The sequence below is a fragment of the Falsibacillus albus genome (assembly GCF_003668575.1).
Lineage (GTDB): Bacteria > Bacillota > Bacilli > Bacillales > DSM-25281 > Falsibacillus > Falsibacillus albus.
Genome location: NZ_RCVZ01000008.1, coordinates 60,001 through 85,020 on the forward strand (window position 1 = coordinate 60,001; position 25,020 = coordinate 85,020).

The following is a 25,020-nucleotide window of genomic DNA, read 5'->3' on the forward strand; positions in this document are numbered from 1 at the left end:
TTTCTTTATTTGATGCTGCACATAAAGAAGGCGTTGATTGAATTGGTATATATAATAGGAAGAAACTCGGATAAAAGTGCTTATAGAGTTAATCGGATTTGTGGATTAGTAGTTGGTTGGATTAGAAGTTTGAAGATTCCAATCAAGTACTAATCTACTAAATAATGATCCATATGAGGAAGGAAGACATGAAGATGGAAACGACAAAATTGAATGAAAGAATATTTCTTTCATCTCCACATATGAGTGATGAAGGTTATGAAATGAAATATGTCAAAGAAGCTTTTGATACAAATTGGATTGCTCCTCTTGGAGAAAACGTGAATGAATTTGAAAAAGAACTGGCGGCTAAGGTTGGTTCGAAAGCGGCTGCTGCTCTATCTTCTGGTACGGCAGCAATTCATTTAGCATTAAAAGGAGCAGGAGTTGGAGAAGGGGATGTTGTTTTCTGTCCGACCCTCACTTTTTCCGCAACTGCCAATCCGATCATCTATCAAAATGCTAAACCGGTTTTCATCGATAGCAATCATGAAACATGGAATATGTGTCCAAAGGCTTTAGAAGAAGCGTTCGAGAGATATCCAGAAGTGAAAGCTGTCATCGTTGTTCATCTTTACGGTTTATCTGCTGACATGGATAAGATAATGGAAATTTGTAAGAAACATAATGTAGTGGTAATAGAGGATGCTGCAGAGTCACTTGGAGGGTATTATAAAGGTCAGCACACGGGGACATTTGGTGATTATGGTATCTTCTCTTTTAATGGAAACAAGATCATTACTACTTCCGGTGGTGGTATGCTGGTTTCAAATGATGAAAAGAAGGTGGCAAAAGCAAGATTCTGGGCTACTCAGTCGAGAGATCAAGCTAGGCATTATCAACACTCTGAATTAGGGTTTAATTACCGTATGAGCAATATTGTTGCAGGGATTGGTAGAGGGCAGCTAAAGGTATTAGATCAGAGAGTGGAGAAGAAAAAATATATTTTTGAGTTTTATAAGAGAGAGCTTAGTGACATAGAAGGAGTGCAATTCATGCCTGTTAATGATTGGGATGAACCGAACTATTGGTTAAGTTCCATGACATTAAATGGCCAGGTTAGGCCGAATGATGTTATGGAGGCTCTTGAAAAAGAGAATATCGAATCGAGGCCAATTTGGAAGCCGATGCATATGCAGCCGTTTTTTATAGAGTATGATTTCGTTGGAACGGATGTTGCTGAAGAGTTATTCGAGAATGGTATATGTTTACCCTCTGATACTAAGATGACGGATGTAGATTTGAAAAGGATCGTTAAGATCATAAAAGGGTTGTGGTTAGATTAATGAATAATACAAAAGTTGGGATCTATAGAAGATTTTTAAAAAGGCCAATAGATTTCATTTTATCTTTAATTGCTATCATTTTTCTTATTGTCATTCCAGTACTTCCTACAATAGCAATCCTAGTGAGAGTGAAGTTAGGGAGCCCCATATTATTTAAGCAAAGTCGGCCAGGACTTAATGAAAAGACTTTCATGATGTATAAATTTAGGACGATGACAGATGAAAGAGATAAGGATGGGGAATTACTTCCTGATCATATTCGTTTGACGAGGTTTGGAAGTTTTTTACGTTCTACATCACTTGATGAGCTTCCAGAACTTTTTAATATTCTCAAGGGGGATATGTCGATTATAGGACCAAGACCATTATTGGTTCAGTACCTTCCACTTTACAATAAACATCAAAAAAGACGACATGAAGTTAGACCGGGTTTGTCCGGTTTAGCTCAGGTGAGCGGAAGGAATGCAATTAGTTGGGAAGATAAATTCTATTATGATGTCGAATACGTGGATAATATAAGTTTCAGAAACGACTGTAACATTATTTTATTGACCATTAAGAAGGCTTTTGTAAGAGAAGGTATCAACTCCGAAACTGCAGCTACGATGGAAAACTTTAAAGGGACAAAGAAGGAAATGAAAATATGAAAAACAAACTTTTGATAATTGGGGCCAGTGGACATGGGAAAGTTGTTGCCGACATTGCAATAAAAATGAATAAATGGAAAGAGATTTTCTTTCTTGATGATAATGAAAGCATCACTTCCTCAATGGGGATAGAAGTGATCGGAACCTCAGATAAAGCATTCGATTACATAGACGAGTTTGAAATTTTCGTCGGTATAGGTAATAACTCTACTAGAGAGAACGTTCAAGAGAAGCTGGAAACAGCTGGTGCCAGCATCCCTATTTTAATTCATCCAAGTTCAGTGGTCGGAGAACAAGTGGAAATCGGGAACGGGACAGCTGTAATGGCAGGGGCCGTTATTAACTGCTGCACTAAAATAGGGAATGGCTGCATTGTTAATACAGGTTCTACAATTGATCATGATAATTGTATCGAGGATTTTGTACATATTTCACCAGGATCACATTTGGCAGGGACGGTCAAAGTTGGAAAAGGATCTTGGTTAGGAATTGGAAGTATTATAAGTAATAACCTTAACATTACTAGTGATTGCCAAGTGGGAGCTGGTTCTGTTGTTATTCAGGATATTACTGAAACAGGGGTTTATGTTGGTGCACCAGTAAGAAAAATAGGCTCTTAATCATAATTGTTGTAACTGAGGTGTAAAGAATTGAAGAAAAAAATATGGTTGTGGAATCATTACGCGACTGATATGTACAAAAATCGTGGAGGAAGGCACTATTGGTTTGCAGAGAACCTAATTAAACAAGGTTACGAACCAACGGTTTTTTGTGCAAATACTTTTCATAATAAATCAGATTTTATCGATACAAAAAATAAAAAATATACTATAGATATCCTAGATAATATCCCCTTTGTTTTTGTTAGGACGACTACCGCATTAGGTAATGGCATTGATCGAGTGAAAAATATGGGGTTATTTTATTTAAACTTATTTTCTGTAGTAAAAGAATTTGTAAAGCTTAACGGTAAGCCGGATGTAATTCTTGCCTCTAGTGTACACCCATTAACTATGGTTGCAGGAATAAAAATTGCTAAAAAACTTGGTGTTCCTTGTATTTGTGAGATTAGGGACTTATGGCCAGAGGCTATCTTTTCATTTAACAAAGCAAAGGAAAGAAGTCTATTAGGACGAGTCCTTACGGCTGGTGAACATTGGATTTATAGAAATGCAGCTGCTCTGGTCTTTACTAAAGAGGGAGATACTGATTATATTCTTGAAAAAAATTGGGATACCGCACAAGGTGGAAAAATAAATCTTTCAAAATGCCATTATATTAACAATGGTGTAGATATAAATGCATTTGAGATTGCTTCTTCAGAAAATAAAGTTGATGATGAAGATTTATGTGCAGATAAGTTCAATGTTGTCTATGTAGGAACAATTCGACCTGTTAATAATGTAGGGAACCTACTAGATGCTGCCGCACTACTAAAAGATGAAAACAATATTCAATTTTTAATATACGGTGACGGTAATCAAAGAGAAATGTTAGAAAAAAGAATTGCTGATGAAAATCTAACTAATGTAAAAATGAAAGGCTTTGTAAATAAACGTTCCATACCATATATATTGAGCAAATCATCGGTGAACATCCTTAATTATTCACATACACAATACAACTGGGCAAGAGGTAATAGCTCTAACAAATTATTTGAATATATGGCATCAGGAAAACCTATTATTTCAACTGTGAAAATGGGGTATTCAATATTAGAAAAGTATAAGTGTGGAATAGAACTCGAAAATAGTAATCCCCAAGAACTAGCAAAGGCAATTTTAAATATAAAAAATATGTCCAAAGAAGAATATAACGTTATAGGTTCAAATGCTAAGAGGGGTGCAAATGATTTCGATTTCCAAAAGTTAACTAAAAAATTGATAGATGTTGTTGAAGAAGTAGACTAAAAAATGAGGTATTGCAATGATTAAATCTCTAATATCTGAATATGGATTGCCGTGGATTATTAACCGCTCACTATACTCAGCAAAACTGAAGATGATGAGAACAATGCCCAGCAGTGAAAAATTGTTTGAAAAAAGTACCGATGTTAAAAGAGTAGATATTTATAATATAGATGTACAGTTAGTTGAGGACTTTTTAAATGAATTACCTGATGAAAAGAAAAAGGCAATATTATTAACAGCTGATGAGGCAATAGAAGGAAAGATAATGGGTTTTTCATCAATTAAACTAGATTATGGAAACCCGATTAAATGGCATTATAACCCTATTACTAAAGCGGAAACAGATAGCAAAATTAAATGGTATAAAATTTCTGATTTTGATCCTAAACGAGGGGATATTAAGGCTATTTGGGAAGTGTCTAGATTTACGCACTTTTTCTATTTTATAAGAGCTTATATGCTTACTAAGGATAGAAAGTATTATCATGCTTTTTCCAATCAGTTAAATAGTTGGTTTCAAGAGAATCCATATCCTTATGGTGCTAATTATAAATGCGGACAAGAAGCAACTTTAAGAATGATTAATTCATTAATGGCTTATTCAGCATTTAACTCATATGGTTTGACAACTTCCCAGGATGAAGAAAATGTTCGAAATTTAATAGACGGCAGCTATAAAAAAGTTTTGTCAAATTTCTTCTATGCTCATAAGTGTATTAAAAATAACCATACCCTTTCTGAGATAACAGGGCTTATTATTGGAGCTTGGGCCAGCAAAAATGAGAGAAGATTAAGAAAAGCATATAATTTGCTGAATAAAGAAATTGAGAAACAGTTCTTTCTTGATGGTGGATATATACAATACTCATTTAATTATCAGAGGTTTGCACTTCAATTAATGGAATTTGTAATAAAAATAAGTGACAGAACAAATATCCAAATATCAGATAAAAGTAAAGAATTAATAAAGAATAGTGCCCTACTTATATATCAAATGCAAGATGAAACGGGAGATGTGCCTAATTATGGTTCAAATGATGGTGCATTGATATTCCCTGTCACTTCTTGCGGATACCGAGATTTTAGGCCAGTAGTAAATACGGTTTTCTACCTTATTGATGGTAAAAGAATTTATGAACCTGGTCAATATGATGAAGAGCTAATTTGGTTTGGGAATAAAAGAGTAAGTAATATACCAGTTTCTAAGATTCAAAAAGGCAATTCTTCATTTAATAGCTCAGGTTATTATTCGTTAAGACATAATTCAGGGTTTATGATGACTGTTTTACAAGATTTTAAAACTCGTCCATTTCAAATGGATCAGCTTCATATCGATTTATGGCATAAAGGTATAAATGTCTTTTGTGATAGTGGCACATACTCCTATGCAGCTGATATCGGTAAAAAGATGGCATTAACTTCAGCTCATAATACCGTATTGGTGGATAAGAAAGAGCAGATGAAAAAACGCGAACCATTTCTGGTATATGATTGGACTAGGCGTAAAAATGTCAATCTTGTGGATGATAGTTTTACAGGGACAATGCTTTCCAAAAATGGCTATGAACATACAAGAAATATCCAAAAAACAGAGTCAGGATATTTAATCACTGAAAATGTTATCGGAGATGGTGAATACTGCGTTTTCTATTTTCATACACCATGTGAAGTAAGAAAAGGTGAGGAAGGCTTTACATTATACAATGATGGACAAGTCATTGGCAATGTGAAAACTAAAGGGGAAATAGAAATTAAAAAGGCTATCAGAAGCCTGTATTACTTAAAGAAAGAGGAAATTAACGTCGTTAGTATTAGGGTTAGAATGCAAGACAAGAAATGTAATATTAAATTTGGTGTAGAACTAATGGGAAGGTAGGATTGTATGATTAATATAGTTGGATTGGGATACATTGGTTTACCAACTGCCCTTATGTTTGCAAAAAGTGGACTTAAAGTAGTCGGGACCGACTATAATTCTGAGCTTGTTAATTCTTTAACAGAAGGTAGACTTACTTTTGAAGAGAAAGGATTAGAGGAACTATTTCAAGAAGCACTTTCTAATGGTATCGAATTTTCAACAGAATATCAGAAGACACATACTTATATTCTTGCAGTTCCAACTCCATATATAAAAGAGAGTAAAAAGTTGGATCCGAAGTATGTCATTTCTGCCTTAAATAGCGTGCTCGATGTTTGTGAAAGAGGAGCAGTAATAGTAATTGAATCAACAATCTCACCAGGGACAACTGATAGATATATACGCCCAGAAATAGAAAAAAGAGGGTTTGTAATAGGGGAAGATGTACATTTACTACATGCTCCTGAAAGAATTATTCCTGGAAATATGATTTATGAGCTTGAGAATAACTCTAGAACAATTGGTGCAGATGATAGAGAAGTTGGAGAGAAGGTTAAAGGGTTATATTTAAATTTCTGTAAAGAAGAGATAGTTGTAACAGATATAAGGTCTGCAGAGATGTCAAAGGTTGTTGAAAATACTTACAGAGACATCAATATTGCTTTTGCTAATGAGTTATCGAAAATTTGCCGTACAGATAATATGGATGTTTACGAGATTATTAGAATTGCAAATAAACATCCGCGAGTGAATATATTACAACCAGGGCCAGGTGTTGGTGGACATTGTATCTCCGTAGATCCATGGTTCTTGGTTGGAGATTATCCAGATCTAACTAATCTCATTCTAACTGCTAGAAAAATAAATGACTCGATGCCAAGACATGTACTGGGTCGAATACGAGATATTATGAGAGAGCACGGCATTAAGGATATATCAAAAGTAGGTTTATATGGATTAGCATATAAGGAAAATGTTGATGACACAAGAGAAAGCCCAACACTTCAATTATTAGAACGTATGGATGAACACTTAGCTTTTGGCGTCAAAGTTTTCGATCCTCATGTAAAAAAGAGAATTGTAGATCATCAATTTATGAACTTTGAAGACTTTTTAAATGAGATAGAAATTCTTGTTATTATGGTGGGACATAATCATATAAAAGATAATATGAATCTTATCAAGAATAAGTTTGTGCTAGATACTAAAAATATCTGTTCTATCCAAGGTTCATACAAACTATAAAAAGGTAGGGATATGGTGAATAAAAAAGTAATGGTGGTCTTCGGGACACGTCCAGAGGCTATAAAAATGTGCCCTTTGGTAAAAGAGTTGAAAACTCGAAATAAATTAGAAACGGTTGTTTGTGTCACAGGGCAGCATAGAGAAATGTTAGATCAAGTACTAAGTGCGTTTGATGTTCGACCAGATTATGATTTATCTATTATGAAGGCAAAACAAACATTATTTGATGTTACAGTGAATATTCTTGAGAAGATGAAGAATGTATTAGAGGATGTAAAGCCAGATGTGGTATTGGTACATGGTGATACTTCAACTACATTTGTGACAGCTTTAGCTTGTTTTTACTTACAAATCCCAGTTGGTCATGTAGAGGCTGGACTTAGAACTTATAACGTTTATTCTCCTTATCCTGAGGAATTTAATCGACAAGCGGTAGGTATAGTATCAAAATATAATTTCGCTCCTACTGATGTGTCAAAAGAAAATTTATTAAATGAAGGGAAAGATCCTTCATCTATATATGTAACTGGTAATACTGCAATAGATGCACTTAAGACTACTGTTAATGACCATTATTCTCATGCCCAACTTGATTGGGTTGGCGATAATAGGTTAATTATGATAACTGCTCATAGAAGAGAAAATCTAGGTGAACCTATGAGAAATATGTTTAAAGCTATCAAAAGGATAATGGATGAGTATCCTGATATAAAAGCTATATACCCTATTCATATGAACCCTGTAGTTAGAGAAGCAGCTAATGAAATTTTAGGAAACAATGACAAAGTAAGGATTATAGAGCCATTAGAGGTATTAGATTTCCATAATTTCCTCTCGCAATCTTATTTAATACTAACAGACAGTGGTGGAATTCAAGAAGAAGCACCAAGTTTAGGAAAACCAGTTCTTGTTATGCGTGATACGACAGAGCGCCCTGAAGGTGTAGCAGCAGGGACACTAAAATTAGTCGGAACAGATGAGCGAAACATTTATAAAACTTTTAAACTACTTTTAGAAGATAAAGAAGAGTATAAAAAAATGAGCCAAGCTAGTAATCCTTACGGTGATGGATTTGCTAGTAAGAGAATAGCAGATATATTAGAAAATCAATGAGTATTTGGGCTTTATTTGTAGATGAAAAGAGGATGTTTAAATGAAACAATTATTTTTGATGGTAAGCGATGGCTCAGTTAAATTAATAGATACTCCCCCTCCAACAGTAAAAGAAAATCATGTCATTGTTGAAACACATTATTCAATAGTAAGTGCTGGAACAGAAAGAAGTCTTACATCATTTGGTGGAAAGAACTTAATTCAAAAGGCATTAGAGAGACCAGACCAAGTAAAAAAAGTAACAGAAAAGATGTCAACAGATGGAATATTAACTACAATAGACTCTGCGTTTAATCGCTTAAAGGAGCCAATGCCAATGGGTTATTCTGGTGTTGGAAAAATAATTGCTTGTGGCAGAGGAGTAACAGAGGTAGAGGTAGGCGATACTGTAGCAATGGCAGGCCAAGCCTACCATAGTGAAGTAAATCGTGTAAATAGAAACCTAATTGCAAAAATACCAGAAGGGTTCGAAGATTATCGCCAAGGGGCTTTATGTGCTTTAGGAGGTATCGCATTGCAAGGAATTCATCAAGCAAATGTAGTACCAGGTGAAACAGTTGCTGTCATTGGACTTGGATTATTAGGACATATTGTATCACGTATATTAAACGCTTATGGTTGTGACGTAATTGGTTATGACGTAGTAGATAAATCACTACAGGGTACAAACCTAAAAGCTTTTGTAAACTCAAATGATGAAAATGCAGAAGATATAACAAAATCACTTACAAAAGGTAGGGGCGTTGATAAAGTAATTATTACAGCCGCTGCAAATAGTAACGGACCAATGGATTTAGCTGCAGCAATTGCTCGTGATCGAGGAACGATCTGCATGATCGGTGTAACACAAATGCATATTGATAGACGTCCATATTATGAAAAAGAGTTAACATTTACGATTGCCCGTTCATATGGTCCGGGAAGATATGATTCCAATTATGAAGAAAAAGGTATTGATTATCCAATTGGACATGTTCGATTTACTGAAGGACGCAATATCGAGGAATTTATCCGTTTAATAGTAGAAAAGAGAGCAGACTTCTCAGATTTAATCACTCATGAAATAGCCTTTGAAAAAGCTGATGACGCTTATGAAATTATCACAACAAATACTAATAAAGTGAAGTATATTGGTATTTTATTAAAATATGCACACAATGATGCGAAATGGAAAGGTACTGTAGGTTCTATTTCTAAAAAGGTAGTAGAAAAAGATGCCATTTCTGTTGGTTTAATAGGTGCGGGAAATTTTGCAAAAAATACTCTTTTGCCAATTATGAAAGAAACTGGGCTTTATCGTTTTAAGGGACTAGCAACCACAGGTGGTGTAGGGGCTGCACAGGCTAATCAAGTTTTTTCATTTGATTATGCTTCAAATGATTATACAAAATTATTAGATGATGATGAAATTGATTTGATAGTAGTTTCAACCCAACATAATAGCCATGCTAAGTTCATAATAGAAGCACTTGAAGCCGGTAAAAATGTGTATTGTGAGAAACCATTATGTTTAACGCTTGATGAACTTGAAAAAATAGAATCAACTTATAAAAGTTCAAAGGGTGAGTTATTCTGTGGTATGAACAGAAGACATGCACCAATTATCCAGCAAATCAAAAAAAACCTTTCTACAGATAAAATTCCAGCAATTTATAATTATATTTGTAATGCTGGGTACATTCCTGAAGAACACTGGACGCAAAATGAAAGTGTTGGAGGTGGGAGAATTATAGGTGAGGCATGTCATTTTATAGATGTAATTCAGTATTTAGATTCAAGTCAGTTATTATCCGTGGATGTATCTTTTGCCGCCAATAAAGCTTACTCGAAGAAAGACAATGCAATTATAACATTAAAGTTCCAATCAGGTGCCATTGCTAATATTGTATACACTTCTATGGGTTCAAAAAAGTATCCAAAAGAGCAACTCAGAGTATTCTCAAATGGATCTGTTTGCGAAATGGATAATTATATTAAGTTAAACCAGTATGGAAGTGTAAAGAAAACAAAAATGAAACTTAGACAAGATAAGGGTATAAAAAATGAGTATGAATATATTTACGATGTACTTAAAGGTAAACATGAAAATACAATAATTCAAGATGTACTTTTAAATCATAAATTATTGATTAAGAGTAAATAGGAACTAGGAAGAGGGAATAGGATGTCCAGAGAATTTCAAGTTTGTAGAAATTGTGTAATGGATACTACAGATCCAGATATAACATTTGATGAAAATGGTATCTGTGATTTTTGTAATGGATACAAAAAAAATATTTTGCCAGCTGTTGAACGAAATACTTTTGAAGATTTGGAAGAGATCGCTAAAAAAATCAGAGAAACGGGCAAAAACAACGATTATGACTGTGTAATTGGAATTAGTGGTGGTGTGGATAGTTCTTATTTAACGTATATTGCTAAAGAAAAGCTAGGACTACGCCCGCTAATTCTTACTGTTGATACTGGATGGAATTTAAATGTTGCAAATGAAAATGTATATAGATTAATTAGGAGTATGAATTTAGATTTGGAGACTGTAGTTGTTGATTGGGAAGAAATGAAAGATTTACAGTTAGCATTCTTAAAATCACAAGTTCCTTATCAAGATTTACCACAAGATCATGCTATATTTGCCGGTCTTTATAACTATGCCATGAAACATGGAATAAAATATGTATTAACAGGTGCTAACTTCTCTACTGAAGGAGTTAAGCCACCACAAGAGTGGACTTATGTAAATGATATTAGATTTATGAAAGATATTCATAAAAAGTTCGGTAAAACACCACTAAAAACATTTCCGTTATGTGGAATGATGAAAAACAGAGTTTACTATAGAATGCTTAGAGGGATGAAGGTTGTTCATCCATTAAACTATATAGAGTATGATAAAGATAAAGCAACAAGCGAATTAAGCGAAAAATTCGGGTGGCAAAAGTATGAAAATAAGCATTATGAGAATGTCTTTACTAGGTTTTATGAAGGATATTACTTACCAATAAAGTTTGGATATGATAAAAGAAAATGTTATTTCTCAAGCGAGATTCTAGCTGGGCAAATGTCTAGGAAAGAAGCATTAAATTTACTGTCAAGTCAACCGTATGATGAAAAAATTGCAATGGAAGACCTAGAGTATATAGCTGGCAAATTGGAGGTCAGTAAAGAAGAATTAATTAAAATAATACATGGTGAAAATAAAACATTTAGAGATTATAAAAATAGTAATACAATTTTAAAGTCAGCAATAAAACTTGCTATGCGTTTGGGAATGGAAAAGAGAAACTTTAGATAAATTGAAAAGAGGATAGCTTTTATGATAGTAATAATAGATTACAATATGGGAAATGTAGCATCTGTTAAAAATATGATAAAAAAAATTGGTTATGAAGCAATAGTTTCTAATGACATTTCAATAATAAAAAAAGCAACTAAATTAATATTACCTGGAGTTGGTTCATTCGACCATGGTGTTAAATCACTCAAAGAATTAAAGTTATTTGATGTAATTAAAGAAAAGATTTTGTTAGAAAGTACCCCTATTCTTGGTATATGTTTAGGAATGCAGCTTCTTACAAAGGGGAGTGAGGAAGGTGAACTTGGAGGGTTAGGGTTAATTGATGGCTTTACTAAAAGGTTTTCTAAACAAATTTTAGAAAAAAACCTCAAAATACCACACATGGGATGGAATTTTATAAAGTCTGAAAATGAAACCTTACTATTAAGTGATATGGAATTAAATAGCCGTTTTTATTTTGTACATTCTTATCATGTAGTTTGTGAAAATCCTATGAATAGTACTGCGATAACTCATTATGGATATGATTTTACATGTATGATTGAAAAAGAAAATGTGTATGGAGTTCAATTTCATCCTGAAAAGAGCCATAAATTTGGGATGAAGATTATAAAGAATTTTTTGGAGTTGGTAAAATGTACAGAAGTAGAGTGATACCTTGTCTTCTTCTAAAAGGTAAGGGCCTATATAAAACTACTCGTTTTAAAGAACCCCGTTATTTAGGAGATCCAATAAATACTCTTAGATTATTTAATGATAAAGAGGTTGATGAAGTAGTCTTGTTAGATATTTCTGCCACTGTTGATAATAATGGGCCAAATATTAATTATCTTAGAGGTATGGTAGCAGAATGTTTTATGCCTGTTTGTTATGGGGGGGGGATTTCTACTCTAAACCAGGTTGAAGCACTATACAAAATTGGAATAGAGAAGGTTTCTTTTAATACAGCACTATACAACAATCCAGAACTGGTAAAGGAAGCGGCAAAAACTTTTGGATCACAAAGTATAGTGGCATCATTAGACGTAAAAAAAAGTTTGTTTGGACCAAAGTCTATTTATATAAAGGGTGGAAGTCAAAAAATTAAAGAAAATCCTTTAGAATATGCTAAAAGAGTTGAGGAACTAGGGGTAGGTGAGATACTTCTAACATCAATTGATTACGAGGGAAAGATGAATGGGTATGACTATGAGTTAATTGAAAAAATTAGTTCAGCAGTATCTATACCAGTTATCGCCAATGGAGGAGCTGGTAATTTATCAAATTGTGTTGACGCTATAAGTGCAGGGGCATCAGCTGCAGCTGCTGGAAGTTTATTTGTTTATTACGGTAGTAGGAAAGCTGTCCTAGTTAATTATCCTACTCAAGAGGAATTAACAGAAGCATTTAAAAAAATTAAAACATATACTTCTATCCTAAGTTAATATTTAGGGGAATCAAAGATGTTATCTAAATAAGTACATTAGTTTTATAGAAATACTACCAACATTATTACCAATATTTAAGAGTTGCCTTTATTAAAGGTTAGATCTATTAAGTTTGTTTGAAAGTAGAATGTTCGAAATTAGTAGGTTTGTATATTATCTATATTAGGAAGGGATTATTATGAAAAAAATTGCATTGATTGGTGACTCTTCTATGCTGTATATGCCTTATGTTAGTAATTATGAAAAAGTTTTAGTGGATAATAATGCAGATTATTCCATTATTAACTGGGATAGATTCCAAATGGAAAATTTCGATAAGGAAAATAAATATAGAGATCAAAAAATTGGTCATAGAAGAAATTTTATAGACTATTATAAATATAGTAGATTTGTAATAAAAAAGTTGAGTAAAACTAAGTATGATAAGGTAATAGTATTTGGGATACCATTATCTTTTTTTTTAAAAGGATTTTTACTAAAAAATTATAAAAGACGTTATATTATAGATATAAGAGACTACCACAAGATTTTAAAAGTATTTAATACCTCGAAACTTATTGAAAATTCATTATTTACGGTGATTTCATCTCCAAAATATAAGGAATGGTTACCGAAAAATGATAGATATGAAATTAATTATAATACAAAAATAAAAAACAAAGAATCTTTAAAACCTGCAATTGTTAACTATAAAAAAAATACATTTAATATATCTTATATTGGGGCAACACGTGATTATGATATAAACACTGAGTTTATAAAAAATTTAAAAAACAAAGAAAAGTACAATATCTATTTTCACGGAGAAGGTGATATAAATAAGGATATTAAGAATTATTTAATTACCAATAATATTAAAAATGTAAAATTAACGGGAAGATACTACCGAGAAGACGAAGATAAATTATACCATACTAGTGATTTAATAAATGTACTTAGGTATAATGATGGAATTAATAATAAAACTGCATTGCCTAATAGATTGTATAACACGGTATTACACGGTAAACCAATGCTAGCTTTTAAGGGAACTTTTCTTGCTGAAATCATAAATGATTATAATCTTGGACTAGTTGTTGAGTCATTTGATGAAATCGATAAGGATATTGAAAATTATTTTAAAGGTTTCAATATAGACGAATACAATTTGGGTAGATGTAACCTTATTCAAGATATTATAAGAGAGAATCATAAGTTTATAAGAAACCTGGAGGAGTTTATATATATTTAGATAGAAATAAAATTCCATATACCTTTATTTAAAATTAATTACTGGATTTAAATCAAAGTCTCGATTACAAGTGTTATTTAGTTGGAGGAACTGAATTTGAATGTACTGTTTTTAGATTTTCTTTACCCTAAAGGGCACCAAAGGTTTAGTAAAGATCTTATTAAGTATTTATCCGATATATATGATGTTAATGTGATTGCCAAACAAGGGTATTATATTGATTTTACGGATGATTTACAAAAAGTGAATAAACTAGAAGAACATAACTTTAAAATCGGAGATAACTGGTTATTATCTAGAATAAGTTCCTTAAATGTCATGCTCAAGTCCGCTATTTTTATTAAAAAAAATAAATCTGATTATATTCTAGTATCTTCATTTGATACAATTACATTTGCAATTGGAAAAATATTTTTTAGAAATAAAGATAAGATGTATATAGTTCATCACAATAATGTTGATGAATTGGATAACAAGTATAAACTTAAAATATTTAAAAGTTATATGAACAATGTAAATCATATTGTCTTAGAGGGATTTATAAAGGATTATCTCGTTAATGAAATAGGTGTAAATAAAAAAAATGTTTTTGTTTTACCACATCCATTGTATATAAATGAAACATGTAAAGAACAACGTGAAAAATATTTATGTATTGGATTAAGTAATAGTAATGATGAATATTTTATAGAACAAATTATTAAAACAGAAAAAGAAAACAAGAAATTTTTAAATTCGAGAAAAAAAGTTATATTGAAGTCTAAAAAATATGAATTTGACAATGGTTATCTTAAAGTTGTTAAAGGATATTTAAAAAAAGAAAAATATGATGAATATGTATCCAATAGTGAATATATATTTATGCCATTTCCTGATACCTTTTGTTATAGAATGAGCGGAACTCTTATGGACGCACTTTCTAATAAAAAAATTGTTCTGGGAAGTGATATTCCACTAATGCGATACTATACAAGAAAATACCCTTCTATTTGCAAGATCATTAAAGATGCTTCTGCATTTTTTTATTTCTTACTTAACTCTGAACAAAACGCAACTAGAAATGCAAAGGAATTCCATTCTTTTAATAAATTTCATTCTAAGGAAAACATTACAAGGGTTCTATCTGATATTTTAAAGGAGAGATGATTATGTATAATGATACATTACAAAATAAAAATACTTCTTTAAAATATTCCAATAATAATCATTTTTTTAAGAGTAATATAATAAATATAAGACACGTATTACTTGCAGCAATTGTAGCTTCTTTTAATATTTTGTTTTACGATAATTTATTTGCTTCACTAATATATGTTCTTTTAGAATTAATTATCTTAGGGTATTATTTCACCAAGGGTGAGATAACAAAATATATTGGCAGTTATTTGATTTTTATGTGTTTAAGCCTTGAATTTGATGTGTTAGTAGGTACGGGTCATTTTTATGGCTTTAAAAATTTTCGAATATTTGGTTTTAACCTTGGTATTATTACTTTAGTTCCAATAGTATTATTAACGTTAAAAAAGGGAATAAATATAAAAAAAATAAAGGAAAATTATCCTTTAATTTTTAAGTTTGCAAGTATAATTTTTATAATGAATTTTACTGGTATTTTATTTGGATTGATTAACTTATTAGTTAATGATAACAATATACAAAATATTTCCAACTCACTTACAAGTTTTATTGGTAAGAGCTACTCTATGATTTCTTTTCCCCTTTTAATAATAATAGCCTTTGGATATTTGCTCACTTGGGAAAGCGATAGAGTTAAGGAATTAAATAGTTATTTGGTAGCTGTATTAATAGGTGTTGTTGTTTCAATGATGGTATCCTATGTAAGTGGGAATTTTGGTTATTATGATTTAAAAACGTTGTTGGTTACTAATGTAATACAATACCTTCCCTTTACATTATTAATTCCCTTTTATAAACACTTCAAATCTTCAAAAGTTATTGTTATTGCTGCAATAATTGGAACAGTTTTATCTTTGATGTATAATGCTCAAGGAAAGTTAATAATAATGTATATTTTTTCACCACTTGTTATTTGTATAATTCTTTGGAGAAAAAAAAGATTCCGATTCTTATTATTGGTATTATTGATACTTCCATTAGTTTTACTTTTTGTTATCAAGGTTTTTGGGTTATTAACTGAAACCAGTTTGCTATTTGAAATTAAGTTAAATCAGGCTTTATCACTTCTTAAAATATGGGAACCACATTGGCTCATTAATATGCCTATGTCACCTCGTATAAGAATAATTGAATTAATTAATATTTTATATGAATATAAAGAAAAACCCTGGATGCTCTTATTCGGTAAAGGATATATGGGATCAATTACTGATCATGTTGGTATGTTAGGGACAACATTTATAGTGGGGAGTTTTTCAACTGCCGAATGGGATAATGGTACATTTTATAACGTTCATGGAACCCTAAGTACAATATTTTTATATCATGGATTGTTTGGATTGTTTTTTTATTTATATATGATAAAAACTGTAATTACTAATGTAACAAAAAACCCCTGGATTTTGTTTGGGGGCTTTTGGTTTTTAATAAGCTATGGATTTTCTGCCACAATTTCTTCTTTTGGAATTGCTGCTCTATTATTAGGGTTTTTAGAAATAACCCAAAATAAGATTGCTTTAAATTCAAACTTGAATCAAAAGTGAGTAAAATTAGGTGATTATTTTATAAATAAAAACTAAACGTGAAGAAAAAATTCTTCCTAAATTCCTATATATAGCTTTAAAGTTTTTAAAAAGGGATACGGAAAGTTGAATGGATATAAAATTTATTGGGGGAAAGACAGTGAATGCAATAGTTGATGTATATTTAGATAACAATTTAGGCGATAATATTATGGGAGAAATGCTTATTAATTTTTTGCAAAAAAATGATATAAAATGCTACCTACTTATCAATAACGAGTTTACTTATTCTAATTTTATAGATAAATTCTCTGATGTAGATATAATTAATAATATTGATAAAGAAGTAATAAAAGAAAAAGCAATTGATTTTTATATTAGAGTAGGTGGGTCCATTTTTCCGCATAATACTGCTGCAGATGGAATTTTTCGTTATCATACACTGCTTCAATATAAAATGATGAAGCAAAACGGAGTAAAGATTTTTATTTTAGGGTGCAATGTAGGACCTTTTAAATCATCAATTGGTATTGGAGCCACAAAAGGGATAATTAAAACTTCTAATCTAATTACATGTAGGGATAAAAAAACTTATGATTTTATCTCAAAAATAAAAAAGAAAGATTTTTTTATCTTTCCAGATATAGTTTTTAGCAGGAAGGATTTAAGAAAAAAAAATAAAAAGGAAAATGATGTATTAGGTATTTCTACTTATACTGGTTATACAAAGGAACTTATTAAATATAATTATGATTATACTAAAATGATGTGCGGTATTGTTAATAAATATTTATTAGAAAAACGTAATGGTAAGGTAAAATTATTTGTATTTGATAGTGGTTATAATTCAGACTACCCTACTTCACATAGAATTTATGATAGTGTAAAAGATAAAAAAAGAATTGAGATTATTGATTTTAGTGGGAATATTTACGATTTTATGGATGAGTTTTATAAATGTTCAGTAATGATAGGTACGAGATTTCATTCTATTGTGCTGGCTCTATTATGTAATACGCCAATTCTTCCAGTTATTTATTCAAATAAAACGAGAAATTTGCTATCTGATTTGAATTACCAAGGTGAGATAATTAAAATTCAAAACTGTAGAGATGTGAATATTAATAGAGTTACTAATTCTATTATTAATGGTATTGGCTTATTAGATTCTATTGATAATAAAATACTGGAAGATTCAGAGGGGCATTTAAATATACTATATAGGTATATTATAAAAAATGTTGAAACAGTGGATAAGAAATGAATATAAAAATAATTGGGGAAAAGTTAGAAATAATAAAAAATATATTTATATATGAAATTATTTATATTTTTTCGGATATGTTAATAAAAGCAATTGCTTTTATCTCTATGCCATTCTTTTTAAATAAAATGAATCCAGATGAATTTGGATTATTTAACTTATACACTACATATATTGGCATCTTGGCTGTATTTATTGGTTTGAATGTATCTAATGCTATCGTAAGATACAAGGTAGAAAAAATAGATAAGAAGAAATATTTAGCAACTCCTATCTGGATTATTATTTTAAATGCAACAGTTTTATCTGGTGTTTTTTATATTTTCAGTAATTTTTTTCATTTTATTGAAATAAAAAAAGAAGTTATAATTGTGATCTTAATTAGTACTGTGTTCAGTTGCTTTATTCATGTCGGTCTTGAAATAATTCGCTCTGAAAAAAATGCAATATTATATGGTTTTGTTAGTGTTTTGCATAGTATTTTCTCTATAGGTCTTGGTTTAATATTTATTTATAAAATGGAGGATGACTTAGGTTTTTGGAGATTAGTGTCAATTTTTATTTCTAGTATATTGGTTGGAGGAGCTCTGGTTTTACGCATTGTAAATAAATATGGAATCAAAGGTAATATAAAAACAGCTAGATATTTACTTTCATATTCAATGCCTTTAATACCATATACATTTTCTACAATAATTTTATCACAAGTTAATATATTGTTTTTGTCAAAAGTAAGTTTATCCCAAGTTGGCGTTTATAGTTTTGCTTCAAATATAGGAATGATTGTATCTATTATAGCAATTGCTCTTAATCGTTCATTACAACCTAATTTATTTGAGGCATTACGAGATAATAGGAATTATAAAAATCATCTAAAACGAAATATTGGAATATTCTATTTTTTCTATATTACTTTTATAATTAGTACAGATCTTTTAATTTTTATATTTGGAAATAAATCGTACTTAGGGGCCGTAAATGTTGTACCAATTTTAATATTGGCTTATGGATACTTTTTTCTATATTCATTATTTATTAATTTTATGTACTATTATAAAAAGAATTTCAAGATATCATTATTTTCAATTTTAAGTGCAGGAATTGCTATTTTATCAAATTGGATATTAGTTAATCCTTTTGGATATATTGGAGCAGCATTAGCAACTTTAGTAGCTTATTTTTCATTATTTGCTTTCAGTTTTATTTATGTAACAAAAAAGCTAAATATTACTGTATTTAGTATAAAAACAATAATCTTATTACAATTACTACTTATCTTTCCAGTAATAATCAAAATATTTATTTAATCAATTTGTCCTTAAATTTATTATTGTTTCACATTGGATGTTCCAAAATTATGGAATTAAGTAGTGAAACTTTTTATTAATTGTTTTGAACTGATTTTATTACGATTATAAAATCAATATAAAATATGTATTTAATCTATATGAACCTGGAAGGAGATACGTATGAACTTAATATTATTATCTGGTGGGTCTGGTAAACGACTTTGGCCATTATCCAATGATTCTAGGTCAAAGCAATTCTTGAAGGTTCTGGAAAATGACGGTTTTTTGGAATCTATGGTTCAAAGAGTCTGGAGGCAGTTAGAAAAATTACATTTAAATAAATCAACTATAATAGCAACTAGTAAATCACAGTTGGATATGATCCATAGTCAATTAGGAAATGATATCCCATTAATCATTGAACCTGAACGTCGTGATACATTTCCTGCTATTGCTTTAGCAGCTACTTATCTTTATTCTGTAAAGGGAAGTAGTTTAAATGAAGTAGTTGGTGTTTTACCAGTTGACCCTTATGTAGATATTAGCTTTTTTGAAAGAATAAAAGATTTAGAGGGTGCATTAAATACTTCCGATGCTGACCTAGCATTAATGGGAGTAAACCCAACGTTCCCATCAGAAAAGTATGGTTATATAGTTCCGATACAAAATAATAATAATGATTATATTCAAGTAAGTCACTTTAAAGAAAAGCCATCAGAAACAGAAGCCAGAGGATTAATGAAAGAAAATGCTTTATGGAATTGTGGAGTGTTTGCTTTTAAACTTGAGTATATAATTTCTTTATTAGAGGCTAAAGGTTTACCAATTCAATATGAGGAGTTGGCGATGCAGTATCAAAATCTTGAAAAAATCAGCTTTGATTATGCAGTAGTTGAGAAGGCAGAAAAAATTGTTGCTCTTCCATATAGTGGGAGTTGGAAAGACCTTGGTACATGGAATACGTTAACAGAAGAAATGGGTACAAATCAAATTGGTAAAGGTACTATTAGTGACGACTCCACAAATACTCATTTAGTCAATGAATTAGATATTCCAGTCACAGTGTTAGGAATTAAGGATGCTGTCGTTGCAGTAAGCCCAGATGGAATATTGGTAACTGATAAGGTAGCAAGTCCAAGAATTAAAGAAGTTTTAAAAGGCTTTGAACAACGTCCGATGTATGAAGAAAGACGTTGGGGTTGGTATAGAGTTCTTGACCATACGAAGTTTGAAGAAGGAAATGAAGTCCTGACAAAGAGAATTGGTGTTGAAGCAGGGAAGAATTTAAGTTATCAGAAACATTATGCAAGAAGTGAAGTTTGGACAATCATTAAAGGTGAAGGTGAACTTGCTTTAAACGATGAAATCCGTGTGGTAAAGCCAGGTGATGTTTTAATCATTCCAGTTGAAGCAAAACATGGTATTAAAGCAACAACTGATTTAGAATTTGTTGAAGTACAAACTGGATCTCAATTAATTGAAGAAGATATTGTACGTATATTTATGACGTGGGATGAAGTAGAAGAACATTGTAAATCTGTCGTAAAATAATTATTTTATATACCCGTTTAGCTTAAAAGGCTAGGCGGGTATTTTTGTTTTTATTTTTTTCAAAAAAATTTTGTTGGAGGCTAATATGAACTGGAATGCAACATACCGAAGATGGACTAATGACTCTTCATTAAATAATGAAATGAAAAAAGAATTAGAAGGATTGAAAGGTAATGAAAAGGCTTTAGAAGATGCTTTCTATAAAAATTTAGAATTTGGCACGGGTGGAATGCGTGGAGAAATTGGTCCTGGTACAAATCGTATAAACATATATACAATAAGAAAAGCAACAGAAGGATTAGCTCGTTATGTTGTGGAATTTGGTGAAGAAGCAAAAAAACGTGGTGTAGTTATTGCTTATGACTCAAGGCACAAATCTTCTGAATTCGCACTGGAAGTAGCTAGTGTATTAGGAAGGCATAGTATTCAATCATATGTGTTTGACGAGCTTCGCCCCACACCGGAATTATCTTTTGCCGTTCGCTATTTAAATGCTTTTGCGGGAATTGTATTAACAGCAAGTCACAATCCTTCTGAGTATAATGGCTACAAAGTTTATGATGAAGATGGTTGTCAGCTAACTCCTGCTACTGCAAATGAAGTCATAGAAAAGTTAAATCAAGTTAAAGATGAACTTGCTGTTGAAGTTGCTAGTATTGAAAAGTTGAAAGAAACAGGTTTACTCCAAATGATAGGTCGATCAATAGATGAAGCATATTTGGAACATTTAAAGATTCTTCAATTGAATCGTAGTGTTGTTAAAGAAATGGCAGAAGAATTAAAAATTGTATTTACACCATTACACGGAACGTCCAATAAGCCTATACGAGCAGGATTGAATGCATACGGTTTTAAAAAAGTGATAATAGTAAAGGAACAGGAGCAACCTGATCCAAATTTTTCTGAGTTAACCGGGGACGGTTCCGATTCAACTTTTCTCATTTTGTGAAAAGTAGAATTGTATTAAAGCAAAATCAATTTAAATAGAATCATGAAACCAATCGGCTACTGCCATCTTATTTACCACTGAAAGCCACGAATTTTACCAAGCGTCGCCAACGAATGTACCAATGACCAAAGAACCTTACCGATTGCAACTTGTAGGGTTCTTTGATTCTTATAAGACTCTTTTCAACTGACTATGAAATATTTTGTAATTTTCAAAAATTTATGGTAGATTAATGTATAATAATTAGTATCATCCTCTAAGTTCCCTCTATCGTTTAATCGATTCCTTTCGTTTTACTTCCTTTTCAAATTTCAACCTTATACCGCACTCATCAAAATTCACGCGCACGCGAAAGTCATTCTACTCCCATAGACACCCCCTGCAAATGATCAATCCTACTCTTTTCTTCATTTAACATTTCCTTTCTTGAAATTTGTCTCTGAAAATATGAAAAATACATAATGAATCGGAGGACTGTCTCGTCATGTCTTATAAAGTAACAAGTATTGGTCTGAAAGGGCTGGAAGGCTACCGTGTGCAAGTGCAGGTCCAGGTGGTTGAAGGGATGGAGTCGATTGTGGTGGTCGGGCTGCCGGATGCTTCGGTGAAGGAATCGAGGGAGAGGGTATCGGCCGCCTTGAGGAGTTTGGGCTTTTCACTTGTGGATATGAAAGTGGTGATTAACTTATCCCCGGCAGAGCAGAAGAAAAACGGTCCGTTGTTTGATCTGGCGATTGCGATCGGAGTGCTGAAAAGCGGCAATTTCCTGAAGGAGGAGATACCGGTGTAAACGCTAGAATAAAGTTGACACTTTTTGCTCGATAGGATTTTACACTTTTGCTCAATCAACCTACTACTTTAGTAAAATAGATCATGACGTTATTTTACTGGAGGTTAGGGTTTTGGAGGAGAAGTTAGTGTTATATATTAAGATTCAGGAATTACATAAGAGAAAGTTTAAAGTAGCACAAATCGCTAAGGAGCTTAAGATCTCGAGACCGACTGTCTATAAGTATTTAGAAATGACATTCGATGAAGCAAAGGCCTATACTGAACAGCCCTTGGGCAAGAAGAAAAAACTAGATCACTATAAGGACTGGATACTTGCCTGGCTAGAAGAGTACCCTCACCTAAGCAGTGCTCAAATCCATGATTGGCTTCTAGAGAGATACCCCGACCTAGTAGTCGGCGGAAGTACCGTAAGAACATATGTGAGGGGTATTCGAGAAGTCTATCAGATTCAGAAAAAGGTGATTGTTCGTCAATACGAAGCAGTTCCTGAACAACCTTTGGGTAAACAACTCCAGGTAGACTGGGGAGAAACAAAACAGAAAACAGTGAACAATAAGGAAATCAAACTGTACTTTATTGCCTTTGTACTCGCTAACTCGCGACACAAATATATGGAATGGCAAGCACGTCCATTCACCACAAGAGATGCGATTCGTTGTCACGAGAATGCATTCGAGTTTTATGGAGGACGTACAGAGGAAATTGTCTATGATCAGGATCATTTAATATCGGTAAGTGAAAATGCAGGGCAACTGCTTTTAACAGCTGAATTTCAAAGCTATGTGAACGAGCGTAAATTCAAAGTTCACCTGTGTCGAAGGGCAGACCCAGAATCCAAAGGTATGATTGAAAATGTAGTGAAATACATAAAAGGAAACTTCGCTGACAGTCGTGTGTTTAGAGATATAGAAGATTGGAATGAACGGGCAAGACAGTGGCTCAAGCGTACTGGTAACCATCAGGTTCACCAGACAACGAAAAAAAGACCAGCAGAAGTGTTTCTCCTCGAAAAGCAACACTTACAGCCAGTCTCTTCGTTACTTTCATATGAAAGTACCAATAACCAAAGTATAACAAGAAGTGTCAGCAAGGACAACACCATCCGGTACAAGTCAAACCGTTACTCCGTCCCACTCGGGACTTATCAAAATATGAGTGAGAACCTTGTGTGGATTGAAATCAGGGAAGAAGATCACAACTCTCTAGTCATACGCAAAGAAGCAAATGGTGAAGTAATTGCCGAGCATATGATTAGCTCTGAAAAAGGAAAACTGATTCAAAACCGTCACCATACGCGTGATCGCTCCAATGGTGTGGAAGAGCTTAAGCAACGCCTCATCTCCCACTTTGAAGGTCAGGTTCAGGCAGCTGTATATTTAGATGAGATTAGCCAAAGATACCCGAGGTATCGGAGAGACCAGTTCACGATTATTTATAAGGTCATCCAACAATATCCGGATTTAATTGATATTGTTTTGACCAAGTGCACGACAGAAAAGCTCTACAATGCGAATGACTTTCGCGATATCGCTCATCACCTTGATGCTTTACGAGGTGAGCCGGCTGAGGTTGAAGAAGTACAATCTTTTTACACGAGTCGGCCAAAACATTCTCATATCAAAGCTTCTACCCGTTCTCTAGATGCCTATACTAGCATTTTGGGAGGTAGAGCATGATGAATAAAACTGTAAATGAACTACAAGATCAATTTCGGCAGCTACGCCTAGCAGAGACTGCGGAGGAGCTGCCACAGCTTCTTCGCGAAGCTGAAAAAGCATCATGGACCTACTTAGAATTCTTAGAGTCTATCACTCGATATGAATTAGCCAAACGTGAAGCGAAAAGTCTGGAGAAAAGAATGAAATGGGCACGCTTCCCTTTCGTGAAGTCATTAGATGAGTTTGAGCTGAAAGGACAAAACGTTCTGACAGCTCGTCAGCTTTCTCAACTCCGAGAATTAAGCTGGCTGGAGCAACAGTATAATCTTATTCTTTTAGGTCCTCCCGGCATTGGAAAGACGTATATCGCAATTGGGCTTGGACTTGAGGCTGTTTACAGAGGGTTCAATGTTTATTTCGCTACAATGGGCGAACTTGTGCAGCTTCTAAAATCAGAAGAATATCTGAACAAATCTAAAGTTCAGCTTAAAAGAATTAGAAATGCCGACCTAGTGATCATTGATGATTTGATGTATATGGCCATGGACCAAAGAGAAGCAAACCTATTCTTTCATTTAATTAATCATTTATACGAACGAAGTTCGATTATCCTGACATCAAATAAGAGTCCAGATGAATGGGGCAATTTAATCGGAGATCAAGGCATTACCACAGAGATTTTAGATCGCCTGCTTCATCGTGTGGAAGTGATCCATGGTGGTGAAGAAGAGGAAAGTCACCGGATGAAAAATCGAAAGAGCATTTTTTCAGCAGAAGTGTAAAAAGGAAACGAGCAAAAAGTGTAA

Annotated in this window: 20 protein-coding genes and 1 pseudogene; all 21 read left to right on the forward strand. The window is 32.5% G+C overall.

Annotation, left to right across the window (positions count from 1 at the left end; translation table 11 throughout):
• The first annotated feature begins 209 nt into the window (after positions 1 to 209).
• On the forward strand, positions 210 to 1,325 hold the full coding sequence (locus D9X91_RS12465) for a DegT/DnrJ/EryC1/StrS family aminotransferase (RefSeq protein ID WP_121681068.1): 1,116 nt from the start codon (positions 210 to 212) through the stop codon (positions 1,323 to 1,325).
• The gene (locus D9X91_RS12470; protein WP_325050520.1) at positions 1,325 to 1,972 is read left to right on the forward strand and encodes a sugar transferase; all 648 of its coding nucleotides are present in this window, start codon (positions 1,325 to 1,327) and stop codon (positions 1,970 to 1,972) included. The genes D9X91_RS12465 and D9X91_RS12470 overlap by 1 nt, the downstream gene beginning before the upstream one ends.
• Positions 1,969 to 2,592 carry an acetyltransferase gene (locus D9X91_RS12475; protein ID WP_121680966.1) on the forward strand — a complete coding sequence of 208 codons (624 nt, stop codon included), beginning with the start codon at positions 1,969 to 1,971 and terminating at the stop codon, positions 2,590 to 2,592. Before D9X91_RS12470 ends, D9X91_RS12475 begins: the two co-directional genes overlap by 4 nt.
• Positions 2,593 to 2,622: 30 nt before the next feature.
• Positions 2,623 to 3,882 (forward strand): glycosyltransferase family 4 protein, encoded by a 1,260-nt coding sequence (locus D9X91_RS12480; protein ID WP_121680967.1) that lies wholly within the window; start codon positions 2,623 to 2,625, stop codon positions 3,880 to 3,882.
• Positions 3,883 to 3,898: 16 nt separating this feature from the next.
• Complete coding sequence (locus tag D9X91_RS12485) at positions 3,899 to 5,758, forward strand: heparinase II/III domain-containing protein (protein WP_121680968.1); 1,860 nt, start codon at positions 3,899 to 3,901, stop codon at positions 5,756 to 5,758.
• 6 nt (positions 5,759 to 5,764) lie between these two features.
• Entirely contained in the window at positions 5,765 to 6,985 is a 1,221-nt protein-coding gene (locus D9X91_RS12490; RefSeq protein ID WP_121680969.1) for a nucleotide sugar dehydrogenase, read from the forward strand.
• A 12-nt stretch (positions 6,986 to 6,997) separates the two neighbouring features.
• A complete protein-coding gene (wecB, locus tag D9X91_RS12495; RefSeq protein ID WP_121680970.1) occupies positions 6,998 to 8,098 on the forward strand; it encodes a non-hydrolyzing UDP-N-acetylglucosamine 2-epimerase in 1,101 nt (366 codons plus the stop codon).
• A 40-nt stretch (positions 8,099 to 8,138) separates the two neighbouring features.
• Positions 8,139 to 10,241, forward strand: a complete 2,103-nt coding sequence (locus D9X91_RS12500) for a bi-domain-containing oxidoreductase (protein ID WP_121680971.1) — start codon at positions 8,139 to 8,141, stop codon at positions 10,239 to 10,241.
• A gap of 21 nt (positions 10,242 to 10,262) precedes the next feature.
• On the forward strand, positions 10,263 to 11,390 hold the full coding sequence (locus D9X91_RS12505; RefSeq protein ID WP_121680972.1) for an N-acetyl sugar amidotransferase: 1,128 nt from the start codon (positions 10,263 to 10,265) through the stop codon (positions 11,388 to 11,390).
• 21 nt (positions 11,391 to 11,411) lie between these two features.
• Complete coding sequence (gene hisH / locus D9X91_RS12510; protein WP_121680973.1) at positions 11,412 to 12,047, forward strand: imidazole glycerol phosphate synthase subunit HisH; 636 nt, start codon at positions 11,412 to 11,414, stop codon at positions 12,045 to 12,047.
• A complete protein-coding gene (locus D9X91_RS12515) occupies positions 12,029 to 12,817 on the forward strand; it encodes an AglZ/HisF2 family acetamidino modification protein (RefSeq protein ID WP_121680974.1) in 789 nt (262 codons plus the stop codon). The genes hisH and D9X91_RS12515 overlap by 19 nt, the downstream gene beginning before the upstream one ends.
• A 181-nt stretch (positions 12,818 to 12,998) precedes the next feature.
• Positions 12,999 to 14,051 carry a glycosyltransferase family protein gene (locus tag D9X91_RS12520; RefSeq protein WP_121680975.1) on the forward strand — a complete coding sequence of 351 codons (1,053 nt, stop codon included), beginning with the start codon at positions 12,999 to 13,001 and terminating at the stop codon, positions 14,049 to 14,051.
• A gap of 96 nt (positions 14,052 to 14,147) precedes the next feature.
• The gene (locus tag D9X91_RS12525) at positions 14,148 to 15,197 is read left to right on the forward strand and encodes a glycosyltransferase family protein (RefSeq protein ID WP_121680976.1); all 1,050 of its coding nucleotides are present in this window, start codon (positions 14,148 to 14,150) and stop codon (positions 15,195 to 15,197) included.
• 2 nt (positions 15,198 to 15,199) lie between these two features.
• Positions 15,200 to 16,732 (forward strand): hypothetical protein, encoded by a 1,533-nt coding sequence (locus D9X91_RS12530; protein WP_121680977.1) that lies wholly within the window; start codon positions 15,200 to 15,202, stop codon positions 16,730 to 16,732.
• A 139-nt stretch (positions 16,733 to 16,871) separates the two neighbouring features.
• Positions 16,872 to 17,975 (forward strand): polysaccharide pyruvyl transferase family protein, encoded by a 1,104-nt coding sequence (locus D9X91_RS12535; RefSeq protein ID WP_158598304.1) that lies wholly within the window; start codon positions 16,872 to 16,874, stop codon positions 17,973 to 17,975.
• Positions 17,972 to 19,282 carry a lipopolysaccharide biosynthesis protein gene (locus D9X91_RS12540; protein WP_121680979.1) on the forward strand — a complete coding sequence of 437 codons (1,311 nt, stop codon included), beginning with the start codon at positions 17,972 to 17,974 and terminating at the stop codon, positions 19,280 to 19,282. Before D9X91_RS12535 ends, D9X91_RS12540 begins: the two co-directional genes overlap by 4 nt.
• Positions 19,283 to 19,444: 162 nt before the next feature.
• The gene (locus D9X91_RS12545) at positions 19,445 to 20,815 is read left to right on the forward strand and encodes a sugar phosphate nucleotidyltransferase (RefSeq protein WP_121680980.1); all 1,371 of its coding nucleotides are present in this window, start codon (positions 19,445 to 19,447) and stop codon (positions 20,813 to 20,815) included.
• 85 nt (positions 20,816 to 20,900) lie between these two features.
• A pseudogene (locus tag D9X91_RS12550) lies at positions 20,901 to 21,719 on the forward strand (phospho-sugar mutase); the annotation flags it as partial.
• Between the two features lie 529 nt (positions 21,720 to 22,248).
• On the forward strand, positions 22,249 to 22,554 hold the full coding sequence (locus D9X91_RS12555; RefSeq protein WP_121680982.1) for a magnesium chelatase domain-containing protein: 306 nt from the start codon (positions 22,249 to 22,251) through the stop codon (positions 22,552 to 22,554).
• A 127-nt stretch (positions 22,555 to 22,681) separates the two neighbouring features.
• A complete protein-coding gene (gene istA / locus D9X91_RS12560) occupies positions 22,682 to 24,232 on the forward strand; it encodes an IS21 family transposase (protein WP_121681070.1) in 1,551 nt (516 codons plus the stop codon).
• A complete protein-coding gene (gene istB / locus D9X91_RS12565) occupies positions 24,232 to 24,996 on the forward strand; it encodes an IS21-like element IS643 family helper ATPase IstB (RefSeq protein WP_121681071.1) in 765 nt (254 codons plus the stop codon). The genes istA and istB overlap by 1 nt, the downstream gene beginning before the upstream one ends.
• Positions 24,997 to 25,020 lie beyond the last annotated feature (24 nt).

Excerpts from the sequence above, each read along its gene's own strand:
- D9X91_RS12470 (WP_325050520.1), top strand. The coding sequence starts at position 1,325 with ATGAATAATACAAAAGTTGGGATCTATAGAAGATTTTTAAAAAGGCCA.
- D9X91_RS12475 (WP_121680966.1), top strand. The coding sequence starts at position 1,969 with ATGAAAAACAAACTTTTGATAATTGGGGCCAGTGGACATGGGAAAGTT.
- D9X91_RS12485 (WP_121680968.1), top strand. The coding sequence starts at position 3,899 with ATGATTAAATCTCTAATATCTGAATATGGATTGCCGTGGATTATTAAC.
- D9X91_RS12490 (WP_121680969.1), top strand. The coding sequence starts at position 5,765 with ATGATTAATATAGTTGGATTGGGATACATTGGTTTACCAACTGCCCTT.
- wecB (WP_121680970.1), top strand. The coding sequence starts at position 6,998 with ATGGTGAATAAAAAAGTAATGGTGGTCTTCGGGACACGTCCAGAGGCT.
- D9X91_RS12500 (WP_121680971.1), top strand. The coding sequence starts at position 8,139 with ATGAAACAATTATTTTTGATGGTAAGCGATGGCTCAGTTAAATTAATA.
- D9X91_RS12505 (WP_121680972.1), top strand. The coding sequence starts at position 10,263 with ATGTCCAGAGAATTTCAAGTTTGTAGAAATTGTGTAATGGATACTACA.
- hisH (WP_121680973.1), top strand. The coding sequence starts at position 11,412 with ATGATAGTAATAATAGATTACAATATGGGAAATGTAGCATCTGTTAAA.
- D9X91_RS12515 (WP_121680974.1), top strand. The coding sequence starts at position 12,029 with ATGTACAGAAGTAGAGTGATACCTTGTCTTCTTCTAAAAGGTAAGGGC.
- D9X91_RS12520 (WP_121680975.1), top strand. The coding sequence starts at position 12,999 with ATGAAAAAAATTGCATTGATTGGTGACTCTTCTATGCTGTATATGCCT.
- D9X91_RS12530 (WP_121680977.1), top strand. The coding sequence starts at position 15,200 with ATGTATAATGATACATTACAAAATAAAAATACTTCTTTAAAATATTCC.
- D9X91_RS12540 (WP_121680979.1), top strand. The coding sequence starts at position 17,972 with ATGAATATAAAAATAATTGGGGAAAAGTTAGAAATAATAAAAAATATA.
- D9X91_RS12545 (WP_121680980.1), top strand. The coding sequence starts at position 19,445 with ATGAACTTAATATTATTATCTGGTGGGTCTGGTAAACGACTTTGGCCA.
- D9X91_RS12555 (WP_121680982.1), top strand. The coding sequence starts at position 22,249 with ATGTCTTATAAAGTAACAAGTATTGGTCTGAAAGGGCTGGAAGGCTAC.
- istB (WP_121681071.1), top strand. The coding sequence starts at position 24,232 with ATGAATAAAACTGTAAATGAACTACAAGATCAATTTCGGCAGCTACGC.